General features: G+C 60.6%; 16 protein-coding genes. 12 read left to right on the forward strand and 4 right to left on the reverse strand.

Annotated elements, in window-relative coordinates:
* Positions 1-27: 27 nt before the first annotated feature.
* Entirely contained in the window at positions 28-810 is a 783-nt protein-coding gene (locus tag ACXX81_RS04365) for a hypothetical protein (RefSeq protein WP_458571270.1), read from the reverse strand.
* 325 nt (positions 811-1,135) lie between these two features.
* Between ACXX81_RS04365 and flgB the strand changes: the two genes are divergently transcribed.
* The 5 genes from flgB to ACXX81_RS04390 all read left to right on the forward strand — a co-directional run bounded on the left by flgB (position 1,136) and on the right by ACXX81_RS04390 (position 5,327).
* Positions 1,136-1,543 carry a flagellar basal body rod protein FlgB gene (gene flgB / locus ACXX81_RS04370; protein WP_003233501.1) on the forward strand — a complete coding sequence of 136 codons (408 nt, stop codon included), beginning with the start codon at positions 1,136-1,138 and terminating at the stop codon, positions 1,541-1,543.
* 3 nt (positions 1,544-1,546) lie between these two features.
* Complete coding sequence (gene flgC / locus ACXX81_RS04375; protein WP_003233500.1) at positions 1,547-1,990, forward strand: flagellar basal body rod protein FlgC; 444 nt, start codon at positions 1,547-1,549, stop codon at positions 1,988-1,990.
* Positions 1,991-2,006: 16 nt separating this feature from the next.
* Positions 2,007-2,729, forward strand: coding sequence for a flagellar hook assembly protein FlgD (locus ACXX81_RS04380; RefSeq protein WP_209983982.1), 723 nt, complete (start codon positions 2,007-2,009; stop codon positions 2,727-2,729).
* Positions 2,730-2,760: 31 nt separating this feature from the next.
* Positions 2,761-4,077, forward strand: a complete 1,317-nt coding sequence (gene flgE / locus ACXX81_RS04385) for a flagellar hook protein FlgE (protein ID WP_458571271.1) — start codon at positions 2,761-2,763, stop codon at positions 4,075-4,077.
* 263 nt (positions 4,078-4,340) lie between these two features.
* Positions 4,341-5,327 carry a hypothetical protein gene (locus ACXX81_RS04390; protein WP_458571272.1) on the forward strand — a complete coding sequence of 329 codons (987 nt, stop codon included), beginning with the start codon at positions 4,341-4,343 and terminating at the stop codon, positions 5,325-5,327.
* 66 nt (positions 5,328-5,393) lie between these two features.
* On the opposite strand, the gene ACXX81_RS04395 is transcribed toward ACXX81_RS04390, so the two are convergent.
* A complete protein-coding gene (locus ACXX81_RS04395; protein ID WP_209983977.1) occupies positions 5,394-8,288 on the reverse strand; it encodes a ribonucleoside-diphosphate reductase subunit alpha in 2,895 nt (964 codons plus the stop codon).
* A gap of 601 nt (positions 8,289-8,889) precedes the next feature.
* Between ACXX81_RS04395 and ACXX81_RS04400 the strand changes: the two genes are divergently transcribed.
* Positions 8,890-9,615, forward strand: coding sequence for a response regulator (locus ACXX81_RS04400; RefSeq protein ID WP_231423783.1), 726 nt, complete (start codon positions 8,890-8,892; stop codon positions 9,613-9,615).
* On the forward strand, positions 9,612-11,222 hold the full coding sequence (locus tag ACXX81_RS04405; protein WP_322214292.1) for an ATP-binding protein: 1,611 nt from the start codon (positions 9,612-9,614) through the stop codon (positions 11,220-11,222). The genes ACXX81_RS04400 and ACXX81_RS04405 overlap by 4 nt, the downstream gene beginning before the upstream one ends.
* Before the next feature lie 81 nt (positions 11,223-11,303).
* On the opposite strand, the gene ACXX81_RS04410 is transcribed toward ACXX81_RS04405, so the two are convergent.
* Positions 11,304-12,020 carry a 4'-phosphopantetheinyl transferase family protein gene (locus tag ACXX81_RS04410; protein WP_231423781.1) on the reverse strand — a complete coding sequence of 239 codons (717 nt, stop codon included), beginning with the start codon at positions 12,018-12,020 and terminating at the stop codon, positions 11,304-11,306.
* Positions 12,021-12,269: 249 nt separating this feature from the next.
* Here ACXX81_RS04410 and ACXX81_RS04415 point away from each other — a divergent pair, with 249 nt between their 5' ends.
* The 5 genes from ACXX81_RS04415 to ACXX81_RS04435 all read left to right on the forward strand — a co-directional run bounded on the left by ACXX81_RS04415 (position 12,270) and on the right by ACXX81_RS04435 (position 17,750).
* Complete coding sequence (locus ACXX81_RS04415) at positions 12,270-12,947, forward strand: response regulator (protein WP_003233491.1); 678 nt, start codon at positions 12,270-12,272, stop codon at positions 12,945-12,947.
* On the forward strand, positions 12,944-14,290 hold the full coding sequence (locus ACXX81_RS04420; protein ID WP_209983967.1) for an ATP-binding protein: 1,347 nt from the start codon (positions 12,944-12,946) through the stop codon (positions 14,288-14,290). The genes ACXX81_RS04415 and ACXX81_RS04420 overlap by 4 nt, the downstream gene beginning before the upstream one ends.
* Before the next feature lie 421 nt (positions 14,291-14,711).
* On the forward strand, positions 14,712-16,043 hold the full coding sequence (locus tag ACXX81_RS04425; protein WP_209983965.1) for a dicarboxylate/amino acid:cation symporter: 1,332 nt from the start codon (positions 14,712-14,714) through the stop codon (positions 16,041-16,043).
* Positions 16,044-16,188: 145 nt separating this feature from the next.
* Positions 16,189-17,175, forward strand: coding sequence for an XdhC family protein (locus tag ACXX81_RS04430; protein ID WP_458571273.1), 987 nt, complete (start codon positions 16,189-16,191; stop codon positions 17,173-17,175).
* Complete coding sequence (locus ACXX81_RS04435) at positions 17,172-17,750, forward strand: nucleotidyltransferase family protein (protein WP_209983961.1); 579 nt, start codon at positions 17,172-17,174, stop codon at positions 17,748-17,750. The genes ACXX81_RS04430 and ACXX81_RS04435 overlap by 4 nt, the downstream gene beginning before the upstream one ends.
* 331 nt (positions 17,751-18,081) lie before the next feature.
* Here ACXX81_RS04435 and ACXX81_RS04440 read toward each other — a convergent pair.
* Positions 18,082-19,304 (reverse strand): IS3 family transposase gene (locus tag ACXX81_RS04440; RefSeq protein ID WP_458571274.1). Its coding sequence is split into 2 segments (ribosomal slippage): positions 18,082-18,953 and positions 18,953-19,304, totalling 1,224 coding nucleotides; the frame shifts between segments, so codons are not numbered across the junction.
* Positions 19,305-19,406: the final 102 nt, after the last annotated feature.

The raw sequence follows: 19,406 nt of genomic DNA on the forward strand, positions 1-19,406 counted from the left end.
CAAACGAGACCCTTCAGCCAACCGTACTCAGGGCCTGAGCGTCATGCGGATATTGCTCAGGGACAGGCGATGAGCCCCCCTGGGCACCGTCTGGTTGAAAATGCCCAGCCGCACGCTGGTCGTCGCGGTGGCGGTGAATGACCCGGTTCCGGTCTGTGGTTGGGCCTGGGTAATGTTTTTTACGTCAGCGCCAATCCGGCTGCCGTTCATCGTCATGCACAAGGCCGAGCCATCGCTGACAGCAGAGCCGCCAATGACCTCGAAGCTGAAATCGTAAGTGCGCCCCGCAGTCACCGGTACTGCACGCGTGATGATGTGAGCGCTGACCGGCTGGCTGATGAGCAGGTCCACCACCACGCTGCTGTTAATAACGTGCAGTAATCCGCCCACGTAGGGCCCCTGGGGTACCCAGCCTTGAAGCGTGTTATCGCTGAAATCCCATACGGTGGCAGGAGGCGGCACGATGATGGGCAGGGGATTGATAAATACTCGCGCGGTTGGCGCAGCGGAGAGCAGCCTTGCGCGGTTGATGGACAGCAGCAGATGCACGAGGGTGCCTGCGCTGACTTCTACAAAACTTTTAGGGATCAGAAATTCGAGTTTGGGCGCGCTTTGGGCAATCTGAAAGCTCTGGTTGAACTCGCCACCACGCACAGTACTGCTCAGGGTCAGAAAGACCCTGTCGTCCTTTTCAACCGGGAAATCGGCAGTCAGTCCAGCGGAGTGACCGGTAATAAGTTGGGTGTTCAGCTCCGCAGGGGTGGGTGCTGAGTTTTGTTCGTTGAATCTTGGCAGCGGGATAATCAACATTTCAAACCTCTGCGGCACACATTAAGGGGGTCGCCGAATAAGGCCTCCAGGCGACAGATACCGCAACTGTCAGAAATGACAGTCAAGACCAACGGTGGTGTCTTCTTGCCCACTCAGTGAGGGTATTGACGGGTGGCCGTCCCTGCGTAAAAGCGGCAAGCACCGTTGCCGCTTTACTGGCGCCACGCGGAAGCCGGTTGCCGCTTTTCTGGCATTGCTACCAGACCTGTTCCCGCAAACCCTTGAATTACGGGCCTTGCGCACATTGGCATGCGCCTTGCTATGACCTTGTTACGAACAGCAGGTCAGCCTAAAGGTTTCCGCCATGAGCATCAGCTTCGATAAAGCGCTCGGTATTCACGAACAAGCCCTGGGCTTTCGCGCAAAGCGTGCCGAAGTCCTGGCCAACAACATTGCCAACGCCGATACCCCGAACTACAAGGCTCGGGACCTGGACTTCTCCGCCGTGCTCGCCGCACAGCAGGACAAGACCCAGAACGGCACCTTCGCTTTGAACATGACCAACAGCCGTCATATTGAAGCGCAAGGCCTGAGCAGTGGTGATGAGTCGTTGCTGTATCGCACGCCGATGCAGCCGTCGATCGACCAGAACACCGTCGATGCTCAGTTGGAACAGTCGAACTACGCCGAGAACTCGGTGAACTTCCAGGCCAGCTTCACCCTGCTCAACAGCAAATTCAAAGGGCTGATGTCAGCCCTGCGTGGAGAGTAAGCCATGTCCCTGTCCAGTGTTTTCAATATTGCCGGTAGCGGCATGAGCGCCCAGACCACGCGCCTCAACACCGTGGCCAGTAACATCGCCAACGCCGAGACCGTGTCTTCGAGCATTGACCAGACCTACCGCGCTCGCCACCCGGTGTTCGCCACCATGTTCCAGGGTGGGCAGAGCGGCGGCAGCGATTCGTTGTTCCAGGATCAGGGCAATGCAGGCTCCGGCGTGCAAGTGCTGGGTGTGGTCGAGGACCAGAGCAACCTCGAGGCGCGTTACGAGCCCAACCATCCTGCTGCGAACGAAAAGGGTTATGTCTACTACCCCAACGTCAACGTGGTCGAGGAAATGGCGGACATGATCTCGGCCAGTCGCTCGTTCCAGACCAACGCGGAAATGATGAACACCGCCAAAACCATGATGCAGAAGGTCCTGACCCTGGGTCAGTGATAAGGGGCGCCAACTAATGGCCATCGTTGATACGTCAAACAACTCGGCAGTCCAGGACCTTTTCAATTCCAAGGTCAAGACCGCCCAGGACAACACCAGCCTCACTGACGCCGCCGCAGGCGCGACGGGCAGCCAGGCAATGGGCAAGGATGCTTTCCTGAAACTGCTGGTAACCCAGTTGAAAAACCAGGACCCCTTGTCGCCGCAGGACAACGGTGCGTTTGTGGCCCAACTGGCACAGTTCAGCAGCCTTGAAGGCATCAACAACCTGAACGACTCGGTCAAGGCGATTTCCACCAACGTGACCTCGTCGCAGGCGCTGCAAGCGTCTTCGCTGGTGGGCCGTTCGGTGATCACCCAGACCGACAAGACGCTGGTCGACACCAGCAAGAGCATGACCGGCTCCGTGAATGTGCTGGCGTCGGTGGGCAATGTCGCGGTCAAGATCACCGACAAGGACGGCAACACCGTGCGCACCCTCGACATGGGCGCCCAAAGCGCCGGTTCCCAGAGCTTTATCTGGGACGGCAAGAACGACAAGGGTGAGGTTGCGGCTGCGGGGACTTACACGTTCACGGCCACCACCAAGAATGACGCGGGTGATTCCGTCGCCCTGGCCACCTCGCTGCCGGCAACGGTGACCAGCGTGACCCTGAGCCAGACCGGCGGCGAAATGCTGCTCAACCTGGCAGGCGGAAGCAGTATCAAGCAGTCGCAAATCCAGACCATCGGTTTATAGAGCCCGCTAACTACGGTGCAAGGAGAAATACATGTCTTTTAACATCGGCCTTAGCGGCCTCTATGCGGCCAACAAACAACTGGACGTGACCGGCAACAACATCGCCAACGTTGCGACCACGGGCTTCAAGTCGTCCCGTGCGGAGTTCGCCGACATCTACGCGGCGTCCAAACTGGGCACCGGCCAGAACAGCATCGGCAACGGCGTGAACCTGGCGGCGGTATCCCAGCAGTTCACCCAGGGTGACGTGAACGGCAGCGGTGGCATCCTGGACATGGCGATCCAGGGCGGCGGCTTCTTCATCCAGAAGGGCAGCGACGGTGCCTTGCAATACACCCGCAGTGGCGCCTTCCGTGCCGACAAGGACGGCTACATCACCAACAACACCGGCACCTCGCGCCTGCAAGGTTATGCCGCGGATGACAACGGCAAGATCATCAAGGGCGGCCTGACCGACCTGCAACTGAACCTGTCGAACCTGCCGCCCAAAGCCTCCAGCAAAGTCGATTCGGCCAGTAACCTGAACTCCTCGGAGGTTGTGATCAACCAGGTGGCCAAGCCGTTCAACCCGAGCGACACCAGCACCTTCACCACCCAATACAGCACCACCTTGTATGACACCCAGGGCAATTCCCACGCCATGGTGCAATACATGGTCAAGTCGGACTCCAACCAGTGGAAGTCCTACACCTTGATCGATGGTCGCAACCCTGATGGCAGCGCGCCGACGGGCACCGGTGCTGTCGCCCCGGTGGCCTCGACGCTGTCGTTTGATACCGCCGGCAAGCTCACCGGTATCGTGACCCCGCCGAGCACGGCGTCCAACACCACGTTGACCATCTCCAACTGGGTGCCGGGCACTGTGACCAATGGCGTGTGGAAGGCTAACGGCGCTGCCGCCAACGCCGCGGGTGTGGCCGTCAACATGGCCACGATCACGCAGTACAACTCGGCCAGCTACCGCAACCCGCCGGTCACCGACGGTTACGCGACCGGCCAGATCACGGGTCTGAAGATCGACGGCAACGGTGTGCTGTTCGCGACCTTCAGCAACCAGCAGAGCAAGGCCATCGGCCAGCTCTCCCTGGCCAGCTTCAACAACGAACAAGGTTTGCAGCCGGCGGGCAGCACCACCTGGAGAGAAACCTTCGCCTCGGGCCAGCCGGGCTACGACACCCCGCAATCCGGCACCCTGGGTTCAATCGTGTCCAACTCCCTGGAGAACTCCAACGTCAACCTGACCAACGAGCTGGTGGACCTGATCAAGGCCCAGAGCAACTACCAGGCGAACGCCAAGACCATCTCCACCCAGAGCACCATCATGCAGACCATCATCCAGATGACCTGATGGGGTAGCGCTCCACAGAAAGCCCCTCTTTTTGAGGGGCTTTTTTCTGGGCGTAGGAAAACGCCAGCGGACTATCAGGTTATGCCTTGAAATGCCGGCGGGAGGAACGCGCCATGCCCGCTTTGCCACTGATGGGCCAGGGCCCACGAGGCTAACCAATCAAAGGGGCGGGTTATGTGGAATTCAGGGGTATCAGGGTTTGCTGGCGCACGTGCGGGCGTTACCCCGGGGGGGCGCGTGGCGAGACGCCTGCGGTGGTGCCGGTGGCCGAGGTGGCGGCGCTCAAGCAGTTGCTGAATGAACTCTTCGATGCACAGCAGGACGGCAAAAGCCAGACGGTCAGGGAGACGCGCGACAAGCTCAATGCGTTGCGCGAGAAGATAGGCGATGAGCCGTTCAAGAACCTCCTCAAAAAATTGATTGAGGACGCGGATCGCAAGTTTCTTCAATTTCTCAAGCAGTTACTGAGCGGATGGTTTCCTGAGGACGATGCGGCCTTGCCTTCACTGCCGTTGCCGGGAGGCGGCGGCTCGGGCCCGCGCGTCAGGCCTGAAAATTTCGGTTCCGTAGAATCCATGAGCAACAAGCCCTTCACCCAAGGGGCGCGTTTTACCCATTACACACCCGACAAAAGCAATCCGGGTAAAAAGCCTGGGATGGGCAGAGAGCCTGGCAATATCTGGTCCGGGTTCAGGCAAGGGCCGGATGGGAACTGCGTAACGGTTTCAGCCATAAAAAGCGCGATGATGAAGTTCGGTCAGAAGCCCACCGATATTTTCCGCGACGTGAAAGCGGCTGGTGATGGTTGGGATGTTCAGATGCGAGATGGTTTCCAGCTCCACTTGAGCAAGGGCGAATTGCAGCAGGCCGCCCAGCAGGCCCGCTTCCTGGGCGATGACCCGGCGATGATGACCGACGCCAACTTTCTGTATGCCGCGAGTGCCAAACGGGCGCAGATGGAAGGCAACAATGGCTTTGGCGAGGGCAATGATCACAATGCCCGCAGAAGCTACCTGGATGCCCTGGTAAGCCTGAACGACGGTGAACATGCCAGCGAAGGCCTGGATCGTTTGGGGCTCAAGGGGCTTTACCGGCAATCGTCGCGTGATGAGCTCGCCAGTGGCTCGTTGGGCGTCGTGAACTACGGCGGCCATTCGATGGCGGTCATTGGCGGGCAGGTGGAGTTATGGGGGGGACGAGGTGGGCGCCCACAACAGGAGCAGCGCGGTGAAGCGTACGCCTTTGTGTAGAGTGGGCGAGGCATGAAAAAAGCCCGTCAACCTTTCGGTTGACGGGCTTCGAGTGACGCGCTCAGCTTATTGGCAAGCTTCGCAATCCGGCTCATCAATGGCGCAAGCCTTTGGCACTGGCGCCGGACCGGCTGGAGCAGCCAGCACCGAATCATCACCGTGGTTGCCGCTGGAAACCGCGTTCAGCTTGCCGGTGTTGATGGTCGACTTCTCGGTGCTGGTCGCAGCGAGGGCACGGAGGTAGTAGGTGGTTTTCAGGCCACGGTACCAGGCCATACGGTAGGTCACGTCGAGCTTCTTGCCCGAAGCGCCGGCGATGTACAGGTTCAGCGACTGCGCCTGGTCGATCCACTTCTGACGACGGCTGGCGGCGTCAACGATCCACTTGGTGTCCACTTCGAAGGCGGTCGCGTAGAGCTCTTTGAGCTCCTGCGGGATGCGCTCGATCTGCTGCACCGAACCGTCGTAGTACTTCAGGTCGTTGATCATGACCGAGTCCCACAGGCCGCGGGCTTTCAGGTCGCGCACCAGGTACGGGTTGATCACGGTGAATTCGCCCGACAGGTTCGATTTCACATACAGGTTCTGGTAGGTCGGTTCGATCGACTGCGACACGCCAGTGATATTGGCGATGGTTGCGGTCGGTGCGATGGCCATGATGTTGGAGTTACGAATGCCTTTTTGCACACGGGCACGTACCGGCGCCCAGTCCAGGGATTCGTTCAGGTCAACGTCGATGTACTTCTGGCCACGTTGCTCGATCAGGATCTGTTGCGAATCCAGCGGCAGGATGCCCTTGGACCACAGCGAACCCTGGAACGTCTCGTAGGCGCCGCGCTCGTCGGCCAGGTCGCAGGAAGCCTGGATCGCGTAGTAGCTGACCGCTTCCATGGACTTGTCGGCGAACTCGACCGCAGCATCCGAACCGTAAGGAATGTGCTGCAGGTACAGCGCGTCCTGGAAGCCCATGATGCCCAGACCGACCGGACGGTGCTTGAAGTTGGAGTTCTGCGCCTGTGGCACCGAGTAGTAGTTGATGTCGATCACGTTATCGAGCATGCGCACTGCGGTGTTGACGGTGCGTTCCAGCTTGGCGGTGTCCAGCTTGCCGTTGACGATGTGGTTCGGCAGGTTGATCGAGCCCAGGTTGCAGACGGCGATCTCGTCCTTGTTGGTGTTCAAGGTGATCTCGGTGCACAGGTTCGAGCTGTGGACCACGCCCACGTGCTGCTGCGGGCTGCGCAGGTTGCACGGGTCCTTGAAGGTCAGCCATGGGTGGCCGGTTTCGAACAGCATCGACAGCATCTTGCGCCACAGGTCTTTGGCCTGGATGGTCTTGAACAGCTTGATCTTGCCTGGGTACTGGGACAGGGCTTCGTAGTACTCGTAGCGCTCTTCGAAGGCCTTGCCGGTCAGGTCGTGCAGGTCCGGCACTTCGGACGGCGAGAACAGGGTCCACTGGCCGTCATCGAAGACGCGCTTCATGAACAGGTCCGGGATCCAGTTGGCGGTGTTCATGTCGTGGGTACGACGGCGATCATCACCGGTGTTCTTGCGCAGCTCGATGAACTCTTCAATGTCCATGTGCCAGGTTTCCAGGTAGGCACACACCGCGCCTTTGCGCTTGCCACCCTGGTTGACCGCTACGGCGGTATCGTTCACGACTTTCAGGAACGGCACCACGCCCTGGGACTTGCCGTTGGTGCCCTTGATGTACGAACCCAGTGCGCGCACCGGAGTCCAGTCGTTGCCCAGGCCGCCAGCGAATTTGGACAGCATGGCGTTGTCATGGATCGCGTGGTAGATGCCCGACAGGTCATCCGGCACGGTGGTCAGGTAGCAGCTCGACAGCTGTGGACGCAGGGTGCCGGCGTTGAACAGCGTCGGGGTCGACGACATGTAGTCAAAGGACGACAACAGGTTGTAGAACTCGATGGCGCGGTCTTCTTTATGCTTCTCTTCAATCGCCAGGCCCATGGCCACGCGCATGAAGAACACCTGTGGCAGTTCGAAGCGGATACCGTCCTTGTGGATGAAGTAACGGTCGTACAGGGTTTGCAGGCCCAGGTAGGTGAACTGCTGGTCGCGCTCGTGGTTGATCGCCTTGCCGAGTTTTTCCAGGTCGAAGGTGGCCAGGATCGGGTTCAGCAATTCGTATTCGATACCCTTGGCGATGTAGGCCGGCAGGGCCTTGGCGTACAGGTCGGCCATCTCATGGTGAGTGGCGCTGTCGGCCACGCCCAGGAAGCCCAGGCCTTCGGCACGCAGGGTGTCCATCAGCAGGCGCGCGGTCACGAACGAGTAGTTCGGCTCGCGTTCAACCAGGGTACGGGCGGTCATCACCAGGGCGGTGTTGACGTCGGTCAGGGCCACGCCGTCGTACAGGTTTTTCAGGGTTTCGCGCTGGATCAGCTCACCATCGACTTCTTCCAGGCCTTCGCAGGCCTCGGTGATGATGGTGTTCAGGCGGCCCAGGTCCAGTGGTGCAAACGAACCGTCGGCCAGGGTGATGCGGATCGACGGGTGAGCCTGTACCGCGGCGTCTTCGGCCGGGGCGCGCACGGCACGCTCCTTGGCGCGCGAATCGCGATAGATCACGTAGTCGCGGGCGACTTTCTGCTCGCCGGCACGCATCAGGGCCAGTTCAACCTGGTCCTGGATTTCTTCGATGTGGATGGTGCCGCCCGACGGCATGCGACGCTTGAAAGTCGCGGTGACCTGTTCGGTCAGGCGGGCAACGGTGTCGTGGATGCGCGACGAGGCGGCAGCATTGCCGCCTTCAACTGCAAGAAACGCTTTGGTGATGGCGACGGTGATCTTGTCATCGGTGTAAGGAACGACAGTGCCATTACGCTTGATCACGCGCAGTTGGCCAGGTGCGGTGGCGGACAGATCCAGGTTCGAATCAGCGGCCTGCGGCACGGAGCCCTGCGGGTTCTCGCGAGTTGTGTCGGTTTGCATGGGGGGGTTGTCTCCACGTTCTATATTTGATTGCGAGTGCCAGGCTTTTGCCTGCAACACCCGTACCGTTTTCCATATCGGGATGGAGAACAGCTGCCATCCGCTTAAGCGATTTGGTCTACTGAAAAAAATCGTTGGTTCTACGCTGCACACGCCATAAAAAACTTGAATCAGGGACTGCTTCTGTGGTTGGGCAAATTGGGCGAAAACCCCACATGTAGGGTCTACCTTGCCGCCGAGCTACAAGATAATGCGTTTTGGAGGGGTTAGCAACGCAGTAACCTGTGGATAACTCGTGGGTAAAATGTGTAAGAAAGGTTCAGTGCCGGTGTAGGCCGCATTACTGCTGCATCTGACCGTTTGTCGTTGAACATTCAGCTCGCAATGCAGGCCGTGCAATTTCGAAGGGCGCGAACCCTACCATAAAAAAAGGCGATCACCGAATGCACTTCCTGTCTTGTGTCAGAGGGCTGGCCCATGGCTACAATCGGCCTCACTTATGCCCCCCAAATATGACAAAGACGCTATGGTCTGCGCACATTCAAATGTGGGAAGGGGGTGGTGTCCGCCGGAGGGCATTTCATAACAACGAGGATCACCCGTGGAGCAAGCACCCTGGCACCTGTTGATCGTCGAGGACGACGAGCGATTGGCCGAGCTGACCCGTGAGTACCTGCAGAGCAACGGCCTGCGGGTGTCGGTGGAAAGTAACGGTGCGCTGGCCGCGGCGCGCATCATTGCCGAGCAGCCGGACCTGGTGATCCTCGATCTGATGCTGCCCGGCGAGGACGGCCTGAGTATCTGCCGCAAGGTGCGCGCGCGGTATGACGGCGTGATCCTGATGCTCACCGCGCGCACTGACGACATGGACCAGATACAGGGCCTGGACCTGGGCGCCGACGACTATGTGTGCAAGCCGGTGCGCCCGCGCCTTTTATTGGCGCGCATCCAGGCATTGTTGCGGCGCAGCGAACCGGCAGAACCGACCAGCGCCCCTCACCAGCGCCGCCTGCAGTTCGGCCCGCTGGTGGTCGACAGTGCGCTGCGCGAAGCCTGGCTGCACGCTGGCGCTATCGAACTGACCAGCGCCGAATTCGACCTGCTCTGGCTGCTGGTGGCGAACGCCGGGCGCATTCTGTCCCGCGAGGAAATCTTCATCGCTCTGCGCGGCATCGGCTATGACGGCCAGGACCGCTCCATCGATGTGCGCATCTCACGCATTCGCCCCAAGATCGGCGACGACCCGATCCACCCGCGCCTGATCAAGACCATCCGCAGCAAAGGCTATCTGTTCGTCGCCCAAGCCGCTGCGGATACGTCGCTGTGAACTCGATCTTCCTGCGCATCTACGGCGGCATGTGCGCCGCCCTGGTCCTGGTGGCGCTGCTCGGCGTGCTGGCCCTGCACCTGCTCAACGAAGTGCGCAGCGACCAGTACCGCGAGCGCCTGGCCCACGGCACATTTGCGCTGATGGGCGACAACCTGCAAACCATGAACACCATCGAGCGTCAACGGGCCTTGGCCATGTGGGAACGTCTGCTGGGCATCCCCCTGCAACTGCGCCCACTGGCCGACGCCCGGTTGGACCTCGGCCAGCGCAGTCGCCTGCAGCGCGGCCAGGTACTGGTGGAGCAGACCGGGCCCCATGCCGCACGGGTGCTGCGCCTGGTCAGCGAACGGGAGCAACTGCTACTGACGGGCGACGTGCAGCAGATCAGCGAGCAACTGGCCCGTGCGACGATTTACCTGCTGGCCGACGAATTGGTGCGTTTCCCCGTGGCCGAGCAGCCGCAGCGCCTGGCCGCTCTGAAAGAGGCCAAGGGTTTTGGCTTTGATATGCACCTGTTGGCCCTCGACCAGGCGGATATGGACGACGACCAGCGCCGCCGCGTGACGGAAGGCGATACGGTGATGGCGCTGGGCAAGGGCGGTGACTCGATCCGCGTGTTTGCCGGCATGGCGGGCACGCCCTGGGTGCTGGAAATCGGTCCGCTGTATCAAATGAATCCGTATCCGGTGCAATGGCTGGTGCTGATTGCGCTGGCAGGCCTGACCCTGATCGGCTTGATCGTTTATTTCCTGGTGCGCCAGCTGGAGCGGCGCCTCAAAGGCCTGGAAGCTGCCGCCACGCGGATCGCCGAGGGTGATCTGCAAGTGCGTGTGCCGGCACGCGGTGCCGATTCGGTGGGTCGCCTGGCCGCTGCCTTTAATGGCATGGCCGAGCACCTGCAGCAATTGCTGGCGATTCAGCGCGAGCTGGTGCGTGCGGTGTCCCACGAATTGCGCACGCCGGTGGCACGTCTGCGTTTCGGCCTGGAAATGCTTGGCGACGCGGCCACGCCCGAAGCGCGACGCAAATACCTGGACGGGATGGACGGCGATATCCAGGACCTTGATGGCCTGGTCGACGAAATGCTCACCTACGCCCGGCTGGAGCAGGGCGCACCGGCGCTGAATTTTCAGCGGGTCGACCTCGATGCACTGCTCGATCAGGTCATCGGCGAGTTATCGCCACTGCGTCGCGAAGTCACCGTCAGTCGAGGTGACTGCCTGTCATCAGCGCAAGGGGATGACGCCTGGGTCGATGCCGAACCGCGCTACCTGCACCGCGCCCTGCAAAACCTGGTAAGCAATGCCATGCGCCACGCCCAGGCACATGTGTTGATCAGCTATCAGGTGGGCGCGTCGCAGTGCCGTATCGACGTTGAGGACGACGGACCGGGCGTGCCGCAAAGCGCCTGGGAACGCATCTTCACGCCGTTCCTGCGTCTGGACGACAGCCGCACCCGTGCCTCCGGTGGGCATGGCCTGGGCCTGTCGATCGTGCGGCGGATTATTTACTGGCATGGCGGACGGGCATTGATCGCCAAGAGCCATAACCTGGGCGGGGCGTGTTTCAGCCTGAGCTGGCCGAGGGTGCAAGGTAAGCCCTGAGACCGCTATCGGGAGCAAGCCCCCTTCCATGTTTGGAATGCGTTCCCCTGTGGGAGGGGGCTTGCTCCCGATAGCGGTGTATCAGCCGCTGACAGCCACCAGACTCAACAATTGCCCGTCATTCACCACAAACTGCCCCTCCAGCTCCTTGCCATCGCACCACTCACTGGAAAGGTCCGTCAGCAACCGCAGCCGCACGTGACCTGTGTCCGACCAGTCCAGCACCTCGGCATGCTCAAAGTAGAAGCGCTTTTGCACAATCGGATACAAGGCCTTGAACAGGCTTTCTTTCACCGAAAACGTCAGCGTCACCACCTGTGCAATCTGTGCCTGCGGCAACAGGGCCAGGCGCTGCAACTCATCGGCCGTCAGAATCTCTGCGGCCAGACGCTGCGCCCGCTCCAGCGTGAGCATGTTCTCCACATCCATCCCCAGCCCGCGCCACTGCGCCTTGTGGCCGACAATCGCCGCCGCATGCCCGGTGCTGTGGGTGATGGAGCCGCTGATATGCCCCGGCCACACCGGCGCGCGATCGTCGCCAATCGCCGGGGTGTAGTCCAAATGATCAAGGCATTGCAGGGCGGCGCGGGCACACACGCGGCCGGCGAGGAACTCCGCCTGGCGCTTGGCCACCGAGCGCTGGATGCTCGCTGGCGGCGGCACTGCGCAACGCTGAAAATCGCCGTTGTCCAACCGCGCCGGATCAAAGCGGGTGCTGAAGAACACCGTGCCGGGCAGGGGCGCGGGCAGGGGCCAGTGGCTGTCGAGTGGGGTGCAGCATGTGGGTAGGGGCGTCATGCGCGGTATTTTGCCGAGTTGGCGCGCCAGTGGATACCCCGCAGTGGTTCAGGCCAGGTTCAGAGCTTGTTCAGGGGGAGTTCAGGGGCACGTGCGTAGTCTGCATGGGACCAGCCGTCGGGGTTCTGGGCTGTGCAGGCGGGTTACCGCCTCAGCGGCCAGTGCAACGGGATTAAAATACGCCAGCAAGACTTGCAGGGCCGCTATGATATCCCTCTGTCGGACAGTTGAATTGCCTTGGAGAGCCTTATGAAATTGCTGGTGGTGGAAGATGAGGCGCTGCTGCGTCATCACCTGTTGACCCGCCTGACCGACAGCGGGCACGTGGTCGAAGCCGTGGCCAATGCCGAAGAAGCCCTGTACCAGACCGGGCAGTTCAATCACGACCTGGCCATCATCGACCTGGGCCTGCCCGGCATGGGCGGCCTGGACCTGATCCGTAAACTGCGCAGCGACGCCAAGACGTTCCCGATCCTGATCCTCACTGCCCGTGGCAACTGGCAGGACAAGGTCGAAGGCCTGGCCTCCGGCGCCGACGACTATGTGGTCAAGCCGTTCCAGTTTGAAGAGCTGGAAGCGCGCATGAACGCCTTGCTGCGCCGCTCCAGCGGGTTCACCCAGTCGACCATCGTCGCAGGTCCCTTGCTGCTCGACCTCAATCGCAAGCAAGCTTCGCTCGATGAACAGCCGCTGGCGCTGACCGCCTACGAATACCGGATCCTCGAGTACCTGATGCGCCACCATCAGCAGGTGGTCGCCAAGGATCGCTTGATGGAACAGCTCTACCCTGACGACGACGAGCGCGACCCGAACGTCATCGAAGTGCTGGTCGGGCGTCTGCGCCGCAAGCTGGAAGGCCCGGCCGGGTTCAAGCCGATCGACACCGTGCGTGGCCTGGGCTACCTGTTCAATGAGCGCTGCCTTTGATTCGCTCGCTTCGCGTACGCCTGATGCTGGCGGCCGCCACCCTCGCCGTGCTGTTCATGCTGGGTTTGTTGCCGGCCATGCAGGGCGCGTTCAGCCTGGCGTTGCAGGATTCCATCGAGCAGCGGCTGGCGTCGGACGTGACGACCCTGATCTCGGCGGCGCGGGTTGAAAACAACCGCCTGCTGATGCCAGCGCAGTTGCCGGACGAGCGCTTCAACCTCACCGACAGCCGCCTGCTCGGCTATATCTACGACCGTGAGGGCCATCTGGTGTGGCGCTCGCGGGCGACCCAGGAAGAAAACATCAACTACAAGCCGCGCTATGACGGGCGCGGCAATGAGTTTGCGCGGATTCGCGAGGCCAACGGCCAGGAATTCTTCGTGTACGACGTGGAGGTCAAGCTGCTCGGTGGCAAGAGCGCCGCGTTCAGTATTGTCGCCCTGCAACCGGTGCGCGAATACCTGCTGACCCTCGAAGGCCTGCGCGAAAATCTCTACCTGGGCTTCGGCGCCGCGTTGCTGGTGCTGCTCACCCTGCTGTGGCTGGGCCTGACCTGGGGTCTGCAAGCCCTGCGACGGTTGAGTCAGGAACTCGACCAGATCGAGGGCGGCACCCGCGAAAGCCTCAGCGAGCAACACCCGCGCGAATTGCTGCGCCTGACCGGCTCTCTCAACCGCCTGCTGCACGGTGAGCGCGAGCAACGCGCACGCTATCGCGATTCCCTCGACGATCTGGCCCACAGCCTGAAAACCCCGCTGGCGGTGTTGCAGGGCGTGAGCGAAGACATGGCGCTGCGCCCGGCAGACCGCGATCAGGCCTGGGTGCTGCAATCGCAGATCGAGCGCATGAGCCAGCAGATCGGCTACCAGTTGCAGCGCGCCAGCTTGCGCAAAAGCGGCCTGGTGCGCCATCAGGTGCGGCTTGAGCCGGTGCTGCAAAGCCTGTGCGACACGCTGGACAAGGTGTACCGCGACAAGCGCGTGGCTGTGTCCTTCGACTTGCCGGATGAATGCTATGTGCCGATCGAGAAGGGTGCCTTGCTCGAACTGCTCGGCAATCTGCTGGAAAACGCCTACCGCCTGTGTGTGAGGGAGGTGCGTATCAGCCTGCTGGAAAACCTCGAAGGCGCCGAGCTGTGCATCGAGGACGACGGCCCCGGCGTACCTCCCGACCAGCGCGCGCGGATTCTGCAGCGCGGCGAACGGCTGGACCGTCAGCACCCGGGGCAGGGGATTGGCCTGGCGGTGGTCAAGGACATTATTGAAAGCTACGGCGCACGCTTGACCCTGGGCGATTCGCCATTGGGTGGCGCGGCGTTCAAGATTCATTTCCCGGCTGTTTGATCTTCATTGGCTACACTCGCCCTGTTGCAGGCAAGCCAGCGCCCACACTTTGATTGGTGAATCCAGGCAACTGTGGGCGCTGGCTTGCCTGCGAGAGCGTGCGTCCAGGCGCCACATCCCGCAAACTTATCTCACCAAGGCGGATATCCGCCACATTGTAGGACGATAGAGGTCGGTCCGGCGGAAATCCGCCACATTGTCTGACCCGGCCGGCCATGCCCGTCCATCGCTATCCCTGGCGTCTAAAGGCCTGACGGAAATTTCCGTAAAGTGGCACGGCGTTTGCGATCAAGATTACAGCGCAGGTGTGTTTCTACAGGCCTCGCAAACAACAAATCCCTCCAGTGCAGGAGGGTTCGCAATTCAAGTGTCGTGGGCAATGGCGGATATTTGCCACACGGGACGATTGAGGAACTTTGCAATGACGACTCGTCAGCCACTCTACAAATCCCTGTATTTCCAGGTGATCGTCGCAATCGTTATCGGTATTTTGCTCGGCCACTTCTACCCGGAGACCGGCGTGGCCCTCAAGCCACTGGGTGACGGCTTTATCAAGCTGATCAAAATGGTCATTGCCCCGATCATCTTCTGCACCGTTGTCAGCGGCATCGCTGGCATGCAAAGCATGAAATCGGTGGGAAAAACCGGCGGCTACGCGCTGCTGTACTTCGAAGTCGTTTCCACCATCGCCCTGCTGATCGGCCTGATCGTGGTGAACGTCGTGCAGCCGGGCGCCGGCATGCACATCGATGTCGCGACCCTGGATGCCTCCAAAGTCGCAGCGTACGTCACCGCCGGTAAAGACCAGAGCATCGTCGGCTTTATCCTCAATGTGATCCCGAACACCATCGTCGGCGCGTTCGCCAACGGCGATATCCTGCAAGTGCTGATGTTCTCGGTGATCTTCGGTTTTGCCCTGCATCGCCTGGGTGCCTACGGCAAGCCGGTGCTGGACTTCATCGATCGCTTCGCCCACGTGATGTTCAATATCATCAACATGATCATGAAGCTCGCGCCACTCGGTGCCCTGGGCGCCATGGCGTTCACCATCGGTGCCTACGGTGTGGGTTCGCTGGTGCAACTGGGCCAGTTGATGATCTGCTTCTACATCACCTGCCTGCTGTTCGTGCTGGTGGTGCTGGGCGGTATCTGCCGCGCCCACGGTTTCAGTGTGATCAAGCTGATCCGCTACATCCGTGAAGAGCTGCTGATCGTGCTGGGCACGTCTTCTTCCGAGTCGGCCCTGCCACGCATGCTGATCAAGATGGAGCGTCTGGGCGCGAAGAAATCCGTGGTGGGTCTGGTGATCCCGACCGGCTACTCGTTCAACCTCGACGGTACATCCATCTACCTGACCATGGCTGCCGTGTTCATCGCCCAGGCGACTGACACCCACATGGACATCACCCACCAGATCACCCTGCTGCTGGTGCTGCTGCTGTCCTCCAAAGGCGCTGCAGGCGTGACCGGTAGCGGCTTTATCGTGCTGGCCGCGACCCTGTCGGCTGTCGGCCACCTGCCGGTTGCCGGCCTGGCGCTGATCCTGGGTATCGACCGCTTCATGTCTGAAGCCCGTGCGCTGACCAACCTGGTGGGTAACGCCGTTGCCACCATCGTTGTGGCCAAGTGGGTCAAGGAGCTGGACACCGACAAGCTGCAAAGCGAGTTGGCTTCCGGCGGCACCGGTATCTCGGAAACCCGCGAAGTCGACGACCTGGGCGTGGCCGAAGGCCCGACTCCGGTGGTCAAGTAAACCGCTGATGGCGTGAACTGACGCCAAGGCAACCCGCAAACGCCCCGACCTGTTCGGGGCGTTTGCGTTTGTACGCACGCCCTTTTGGAATTTTTTGCTTTAGAGTCAATCGATACCTCATCAACAAACGCTCACAGGAGGGTAGATGGACAGTGTGGATCTGAACGTCCTGCGTAGCGTATTGGCGTGGCGCCAGGCCGGGCATCGCGTGGTGCTGTACAGCGTGGTGCAGACCTGGGGCAGTGCGCCGCGTCCGCCTGGGGCGATGCTGGCCCTGCGCGGCGATGGCGTGGTGATTGGCTCGGTTTCCGGCGGCTGCATCGAGGATGACCTGATCGCGCGCCTGCAGGATGGCCGCCTGGCCGCTGACGGCCCGCCGGTGCAGATGGTGACCTATGGCGTTACCCGCGACGAGGCGGCGCGCTTTGGCCTGCCGTGCGGCGGCACCCTGCGCCTGACCGAGGAGCGGGTGGTGGAGTGGGAGTGGGTCGCGCAACTGCTGGCACGCTGTGAGGATCACCAGATCGTTGCCCGCGAGCTGAACCTGGCCACGGGAGAGGTGACCCTCAGCGATGCCAGCAAGACCGATGTGGTGAGCTTTGACGGTCAGCGTCTGCGGGCCATCTATGGTCCGCGCTGGCGGTTGTTGCTGATCGGCGCCGGGCAACTGTCGCGGTACGTGGCGGAAATGGCGCGGCTGCTGGATTTCGAAGTGCTGATCTGCGACCCGCGCGAGGAATTTGTCTACGGCTGGGAAGAGCAGCACGGTCGCTTTGTGCCGGGCATGCCGGACGAAGCGGTGCTGAATATCCAGACCGACGAACGCACGGCCATCGTCTGCCTGACCCATGACCCTCGGTTGGACGACATGGCGTTGCTGACCGCGTTGAATTCCAGCGCGTTCTATATCGGCGCGCTGGGCTCGCGGGTCAACAGCCAGAAGCGCCGGGAAAACCTCGTAGAACTGGGCCTGTCGAATGAGGCCATTGCACGTTTGCATGGGCCGATCGGTTTGCACATCGGCAGCCACACCCCGGCGGAAATTGCGCTGTCGCTGATGGCGGAAATTGTCGCGATCAAGAATGGCGTGGCGCCGATGCAGAAAAAGCCGCTGGCGGCGGTGGCTGAGTGACGCTGACCGCGATTGTGCTGGCGGCGGGGCAGGGCAGTCGCTTTCGCGCCGAAACGGGCGAGGATAAGTTGCTGGCTCAATGTAGCGGCCGGGACGGCGTAACGCGGCCGGTGATCGAGCATGTTTTGCTGAACTTGCCTGAGCAGCTCGTCTCGCGGCTGTTGGTGACGTCGCCGGAACGTTCGGACGTCATTCGGTTGGCCAGGGCATATGGCTGCGAGGTCCTGCTGCTGCAATCGGCGGGGATGGGCGACAGCATCGCGGCGGCGATTGCGGCCAGTGCGTCTGCTGACGGTTGGTTGGTGGTGCTGGGGGATATGCCGTTTGTCCTGCCCGCGACTATCGAGCGTGTGATCGATGATCTGCAAAGCATCAATGTGCCAGTGCATGCCGGGCAGCGTGGGCATCCGGTTGCTTTCGGTCGGGCATTTGGCCCTTCGTTAATGGCGCTGACGGGGGATCGCGGCGCAAAGCCTCTGTTTGCTCAGGCTGCCGTGAAGCAAGTGCCAGTGAATGATGCCGGCGTACTCTGGGATGTGGATGTGCCGCAAGGGCTGAGTTTCAACGCAGACTAAAATGAGGGAGGCTCCATTACCTCTTTGGCGAGCGGGCAAGCCCTAATGCCGTTCAGTCAAGCGCAGATTCCCTGTGGCGAGCAGGCTTGTCCTGCGTTGGGCTGCGCAGCAGCCCCAAAGCCAGGCGCTGAGCCGTATCAGGTACACCGCATTTTGCTTGATGGGGGGCGCTTCGCACCCCAACGCGGGGCAAGCCCGCTCGCCACAGGGATGTGGCTGCCTGAAGTTTCGACCTTTAAAAATCAACACGTTATTTGGTATTTGATAAGCGTTTGCTGGTTAAGGCTTTTGGACTGTCTAGTCCTGAAATAGGTTTACACCTGTTTCAGTCTCAAAACGCCTGATGCACCGCATCGGGCGTTTTGTATTTCAGGGATAAGTGCGGCCGCTCCCCGTTGTAGATCAGCACCGACTCATCCACCATTTTTACGGCATCCGCCAAATCTTTGGGCCGGTGCAGCAAAAACTCAGTTTTCAAAATCCCGTTTACCCGCTCTGCCATCGCGTTCTGATAGCAATCGTAGCCGTCCGTCATTGAGCACTTGATCCCATGCTTGGCGTGCATTTGCTGGTACAGGTCGGAGCAGTATTGGGCCCCGCGATGCGAGTGATGGATCAGCGATTGCTTGGATTTTCGCTGGCTAACAGCTTTCTGCAATGCTTTGACCACCGACTCCGTATGCAAGCTGTCATGCACATGATGACCCACGATCTTGCGTGAGTACGCGTCTGTTATCAGGCTGACGTAAACAACACTTTCCCGCGTGGGCAGATAGGTAATATCTGCAACCCAAACCTGCTCGGGCCTGCCAGCGACAACTTGTTCCGGGCCTGCTTTGAGCAGGTTGGGATGGCGGCGGAACCGATGATGGCTATGCGTAGTTTTATGATAAGCACGCTTTCGAGGAACCAGCTCTCGCGCTTCGCGCAAGATGGAAAAAAGACGGTCTCGACCAACAATTACCTGCACTTGAGCCTCAGTGCTCATCAGATAATGCAGCTTGCGCGTGCCTAACCTCGGCTGGCGACGCCGCTTTTCCAGAACAAAGTCCACTACTTGCTGGTCTTGGTGAGCTCTCGCATCAACGGCTCGGTTACGTTTGTAATACGCTTGGCGCGAAATTCCCATGAACAGGCAAGCCCTGGTAATGCTCAGGTCTTGGATTTGCCCTTGCGAGAGGACTTGCCGGGTCGCTTTTTTACGATGGACACACCGTAATCATTTTTCAAGACGTTCACGACAGCTTCAAAGAACTGGGCCTTTTGATTGCTCAGCGCCAACTGTTCTTCAAGCTCTTTAATCCGCTGCTCGGGTGTCAGCGGGAGGTTGGGGTCGGTCATCGGCCTGCTCCGCGGCGCTCGGATTGAGGCGCCTTGGCTCCAGTCCTGTCGGCCATGCTTGCGTAGCCAAACCAGTACCGTGGACCGGCCCTGAATGCCAAAGCGCCGTTGAGCCTCTTTATAACTCAACTCGCCTTTTTCGACTTGGTCTACGACCGACAATTTAAAAGCTAGCGTGTAATCGCGTTGGCTGCGCCTTTTTCCCGTATCCATTGAGTCCTCCTGAAGAAAGGTCAGAAGGTGTAAACCTTATTCAGGACGGGACAGACAGACAAAAAAAGCCCCGCCTGATCACTCAGGCGGGGCTTTTTAGTG

The sequence above is a fragment of the Pseudomonas sp. GNP013 genome (genome assembly GCF_054343995.1).

What these genes read in the sequence shown, in the direction of transcription:
- ACXX81_RS04365 (WP_458571270.1), bottom strand. Translation starts at nt 810, where the DNA reads ATGTTGATTATCCCGCTGCCAAGATTCAACGAACAAAACTCAGCACCC.
- flgB (WP_003233501.1), top strand. Translation starts at nt 1,136, where the DNA reads ATGAGCATCAGCTTCGATAAAGCGCTCGGTATTCACGAACAAGCCCTG.
- flgC (WP_003233500.1), top strand. Translation starts at nt 1,547, where the DNA reads ATGTCCCTGTCCAGTGTTTTCAATATTGCCGGTAGCGGCATGAGCGCC.
- ACXX81_RS04380 (WP_209983982.1), top strand. Translation starts at nt 2,007, where the DNA reads ATGGCCATCGTTGATACGTCAAACAACTCGGCAGTCCAGGACCTTTTC.
- flgE (WP_458571271.1), top strand. Translation starts at nt 2,761, where the DNA reads ATGTCTTTTAACATCGGCCTTAGCGGCCTCTATGCGGCCAACAAACAA.
- ACXX81_RS04395 (WP_209983977.1), bottom strand. Translation starts at nt 8,288, where the DNA reads ATGCAAACCGACACAACTCGCGAGAACCCGCAGGGCTCCGTGCCGCAG.
- ACXX81_RS04410 (WP_231423781.1), bottom strand. Translation starts at nt 12,020, where the DNA reads ATGACGCCCCTACCCACATGCTGCACCCCACTCGACAGCCACTGGCCC.
- ACXX81_RS04415 (WP_003233491.1), top strand. Translation starts at nt 12,270, where the DNA reads ATGAAATTGCTGGTGGTGGAAGATGAGGCGCTGCTGCGTCATCACCTG.
- ACXX81_RS04425 (WP_209983965.1), top strand. Translation starts at nt 14,712, where the DNA reads ATGACGACTCGTCAGCCACTCTACAAATCCCTGTATTTCCAGGTGATC.
- ACXX81_RS04430 (WP_458571273.1), top strand. Translation starts at nt 16,189, where the DNA reads ATGGACAGTGTGGATCTGAACGTCCTGCGTAGCGTATTGGCGTGGCGC.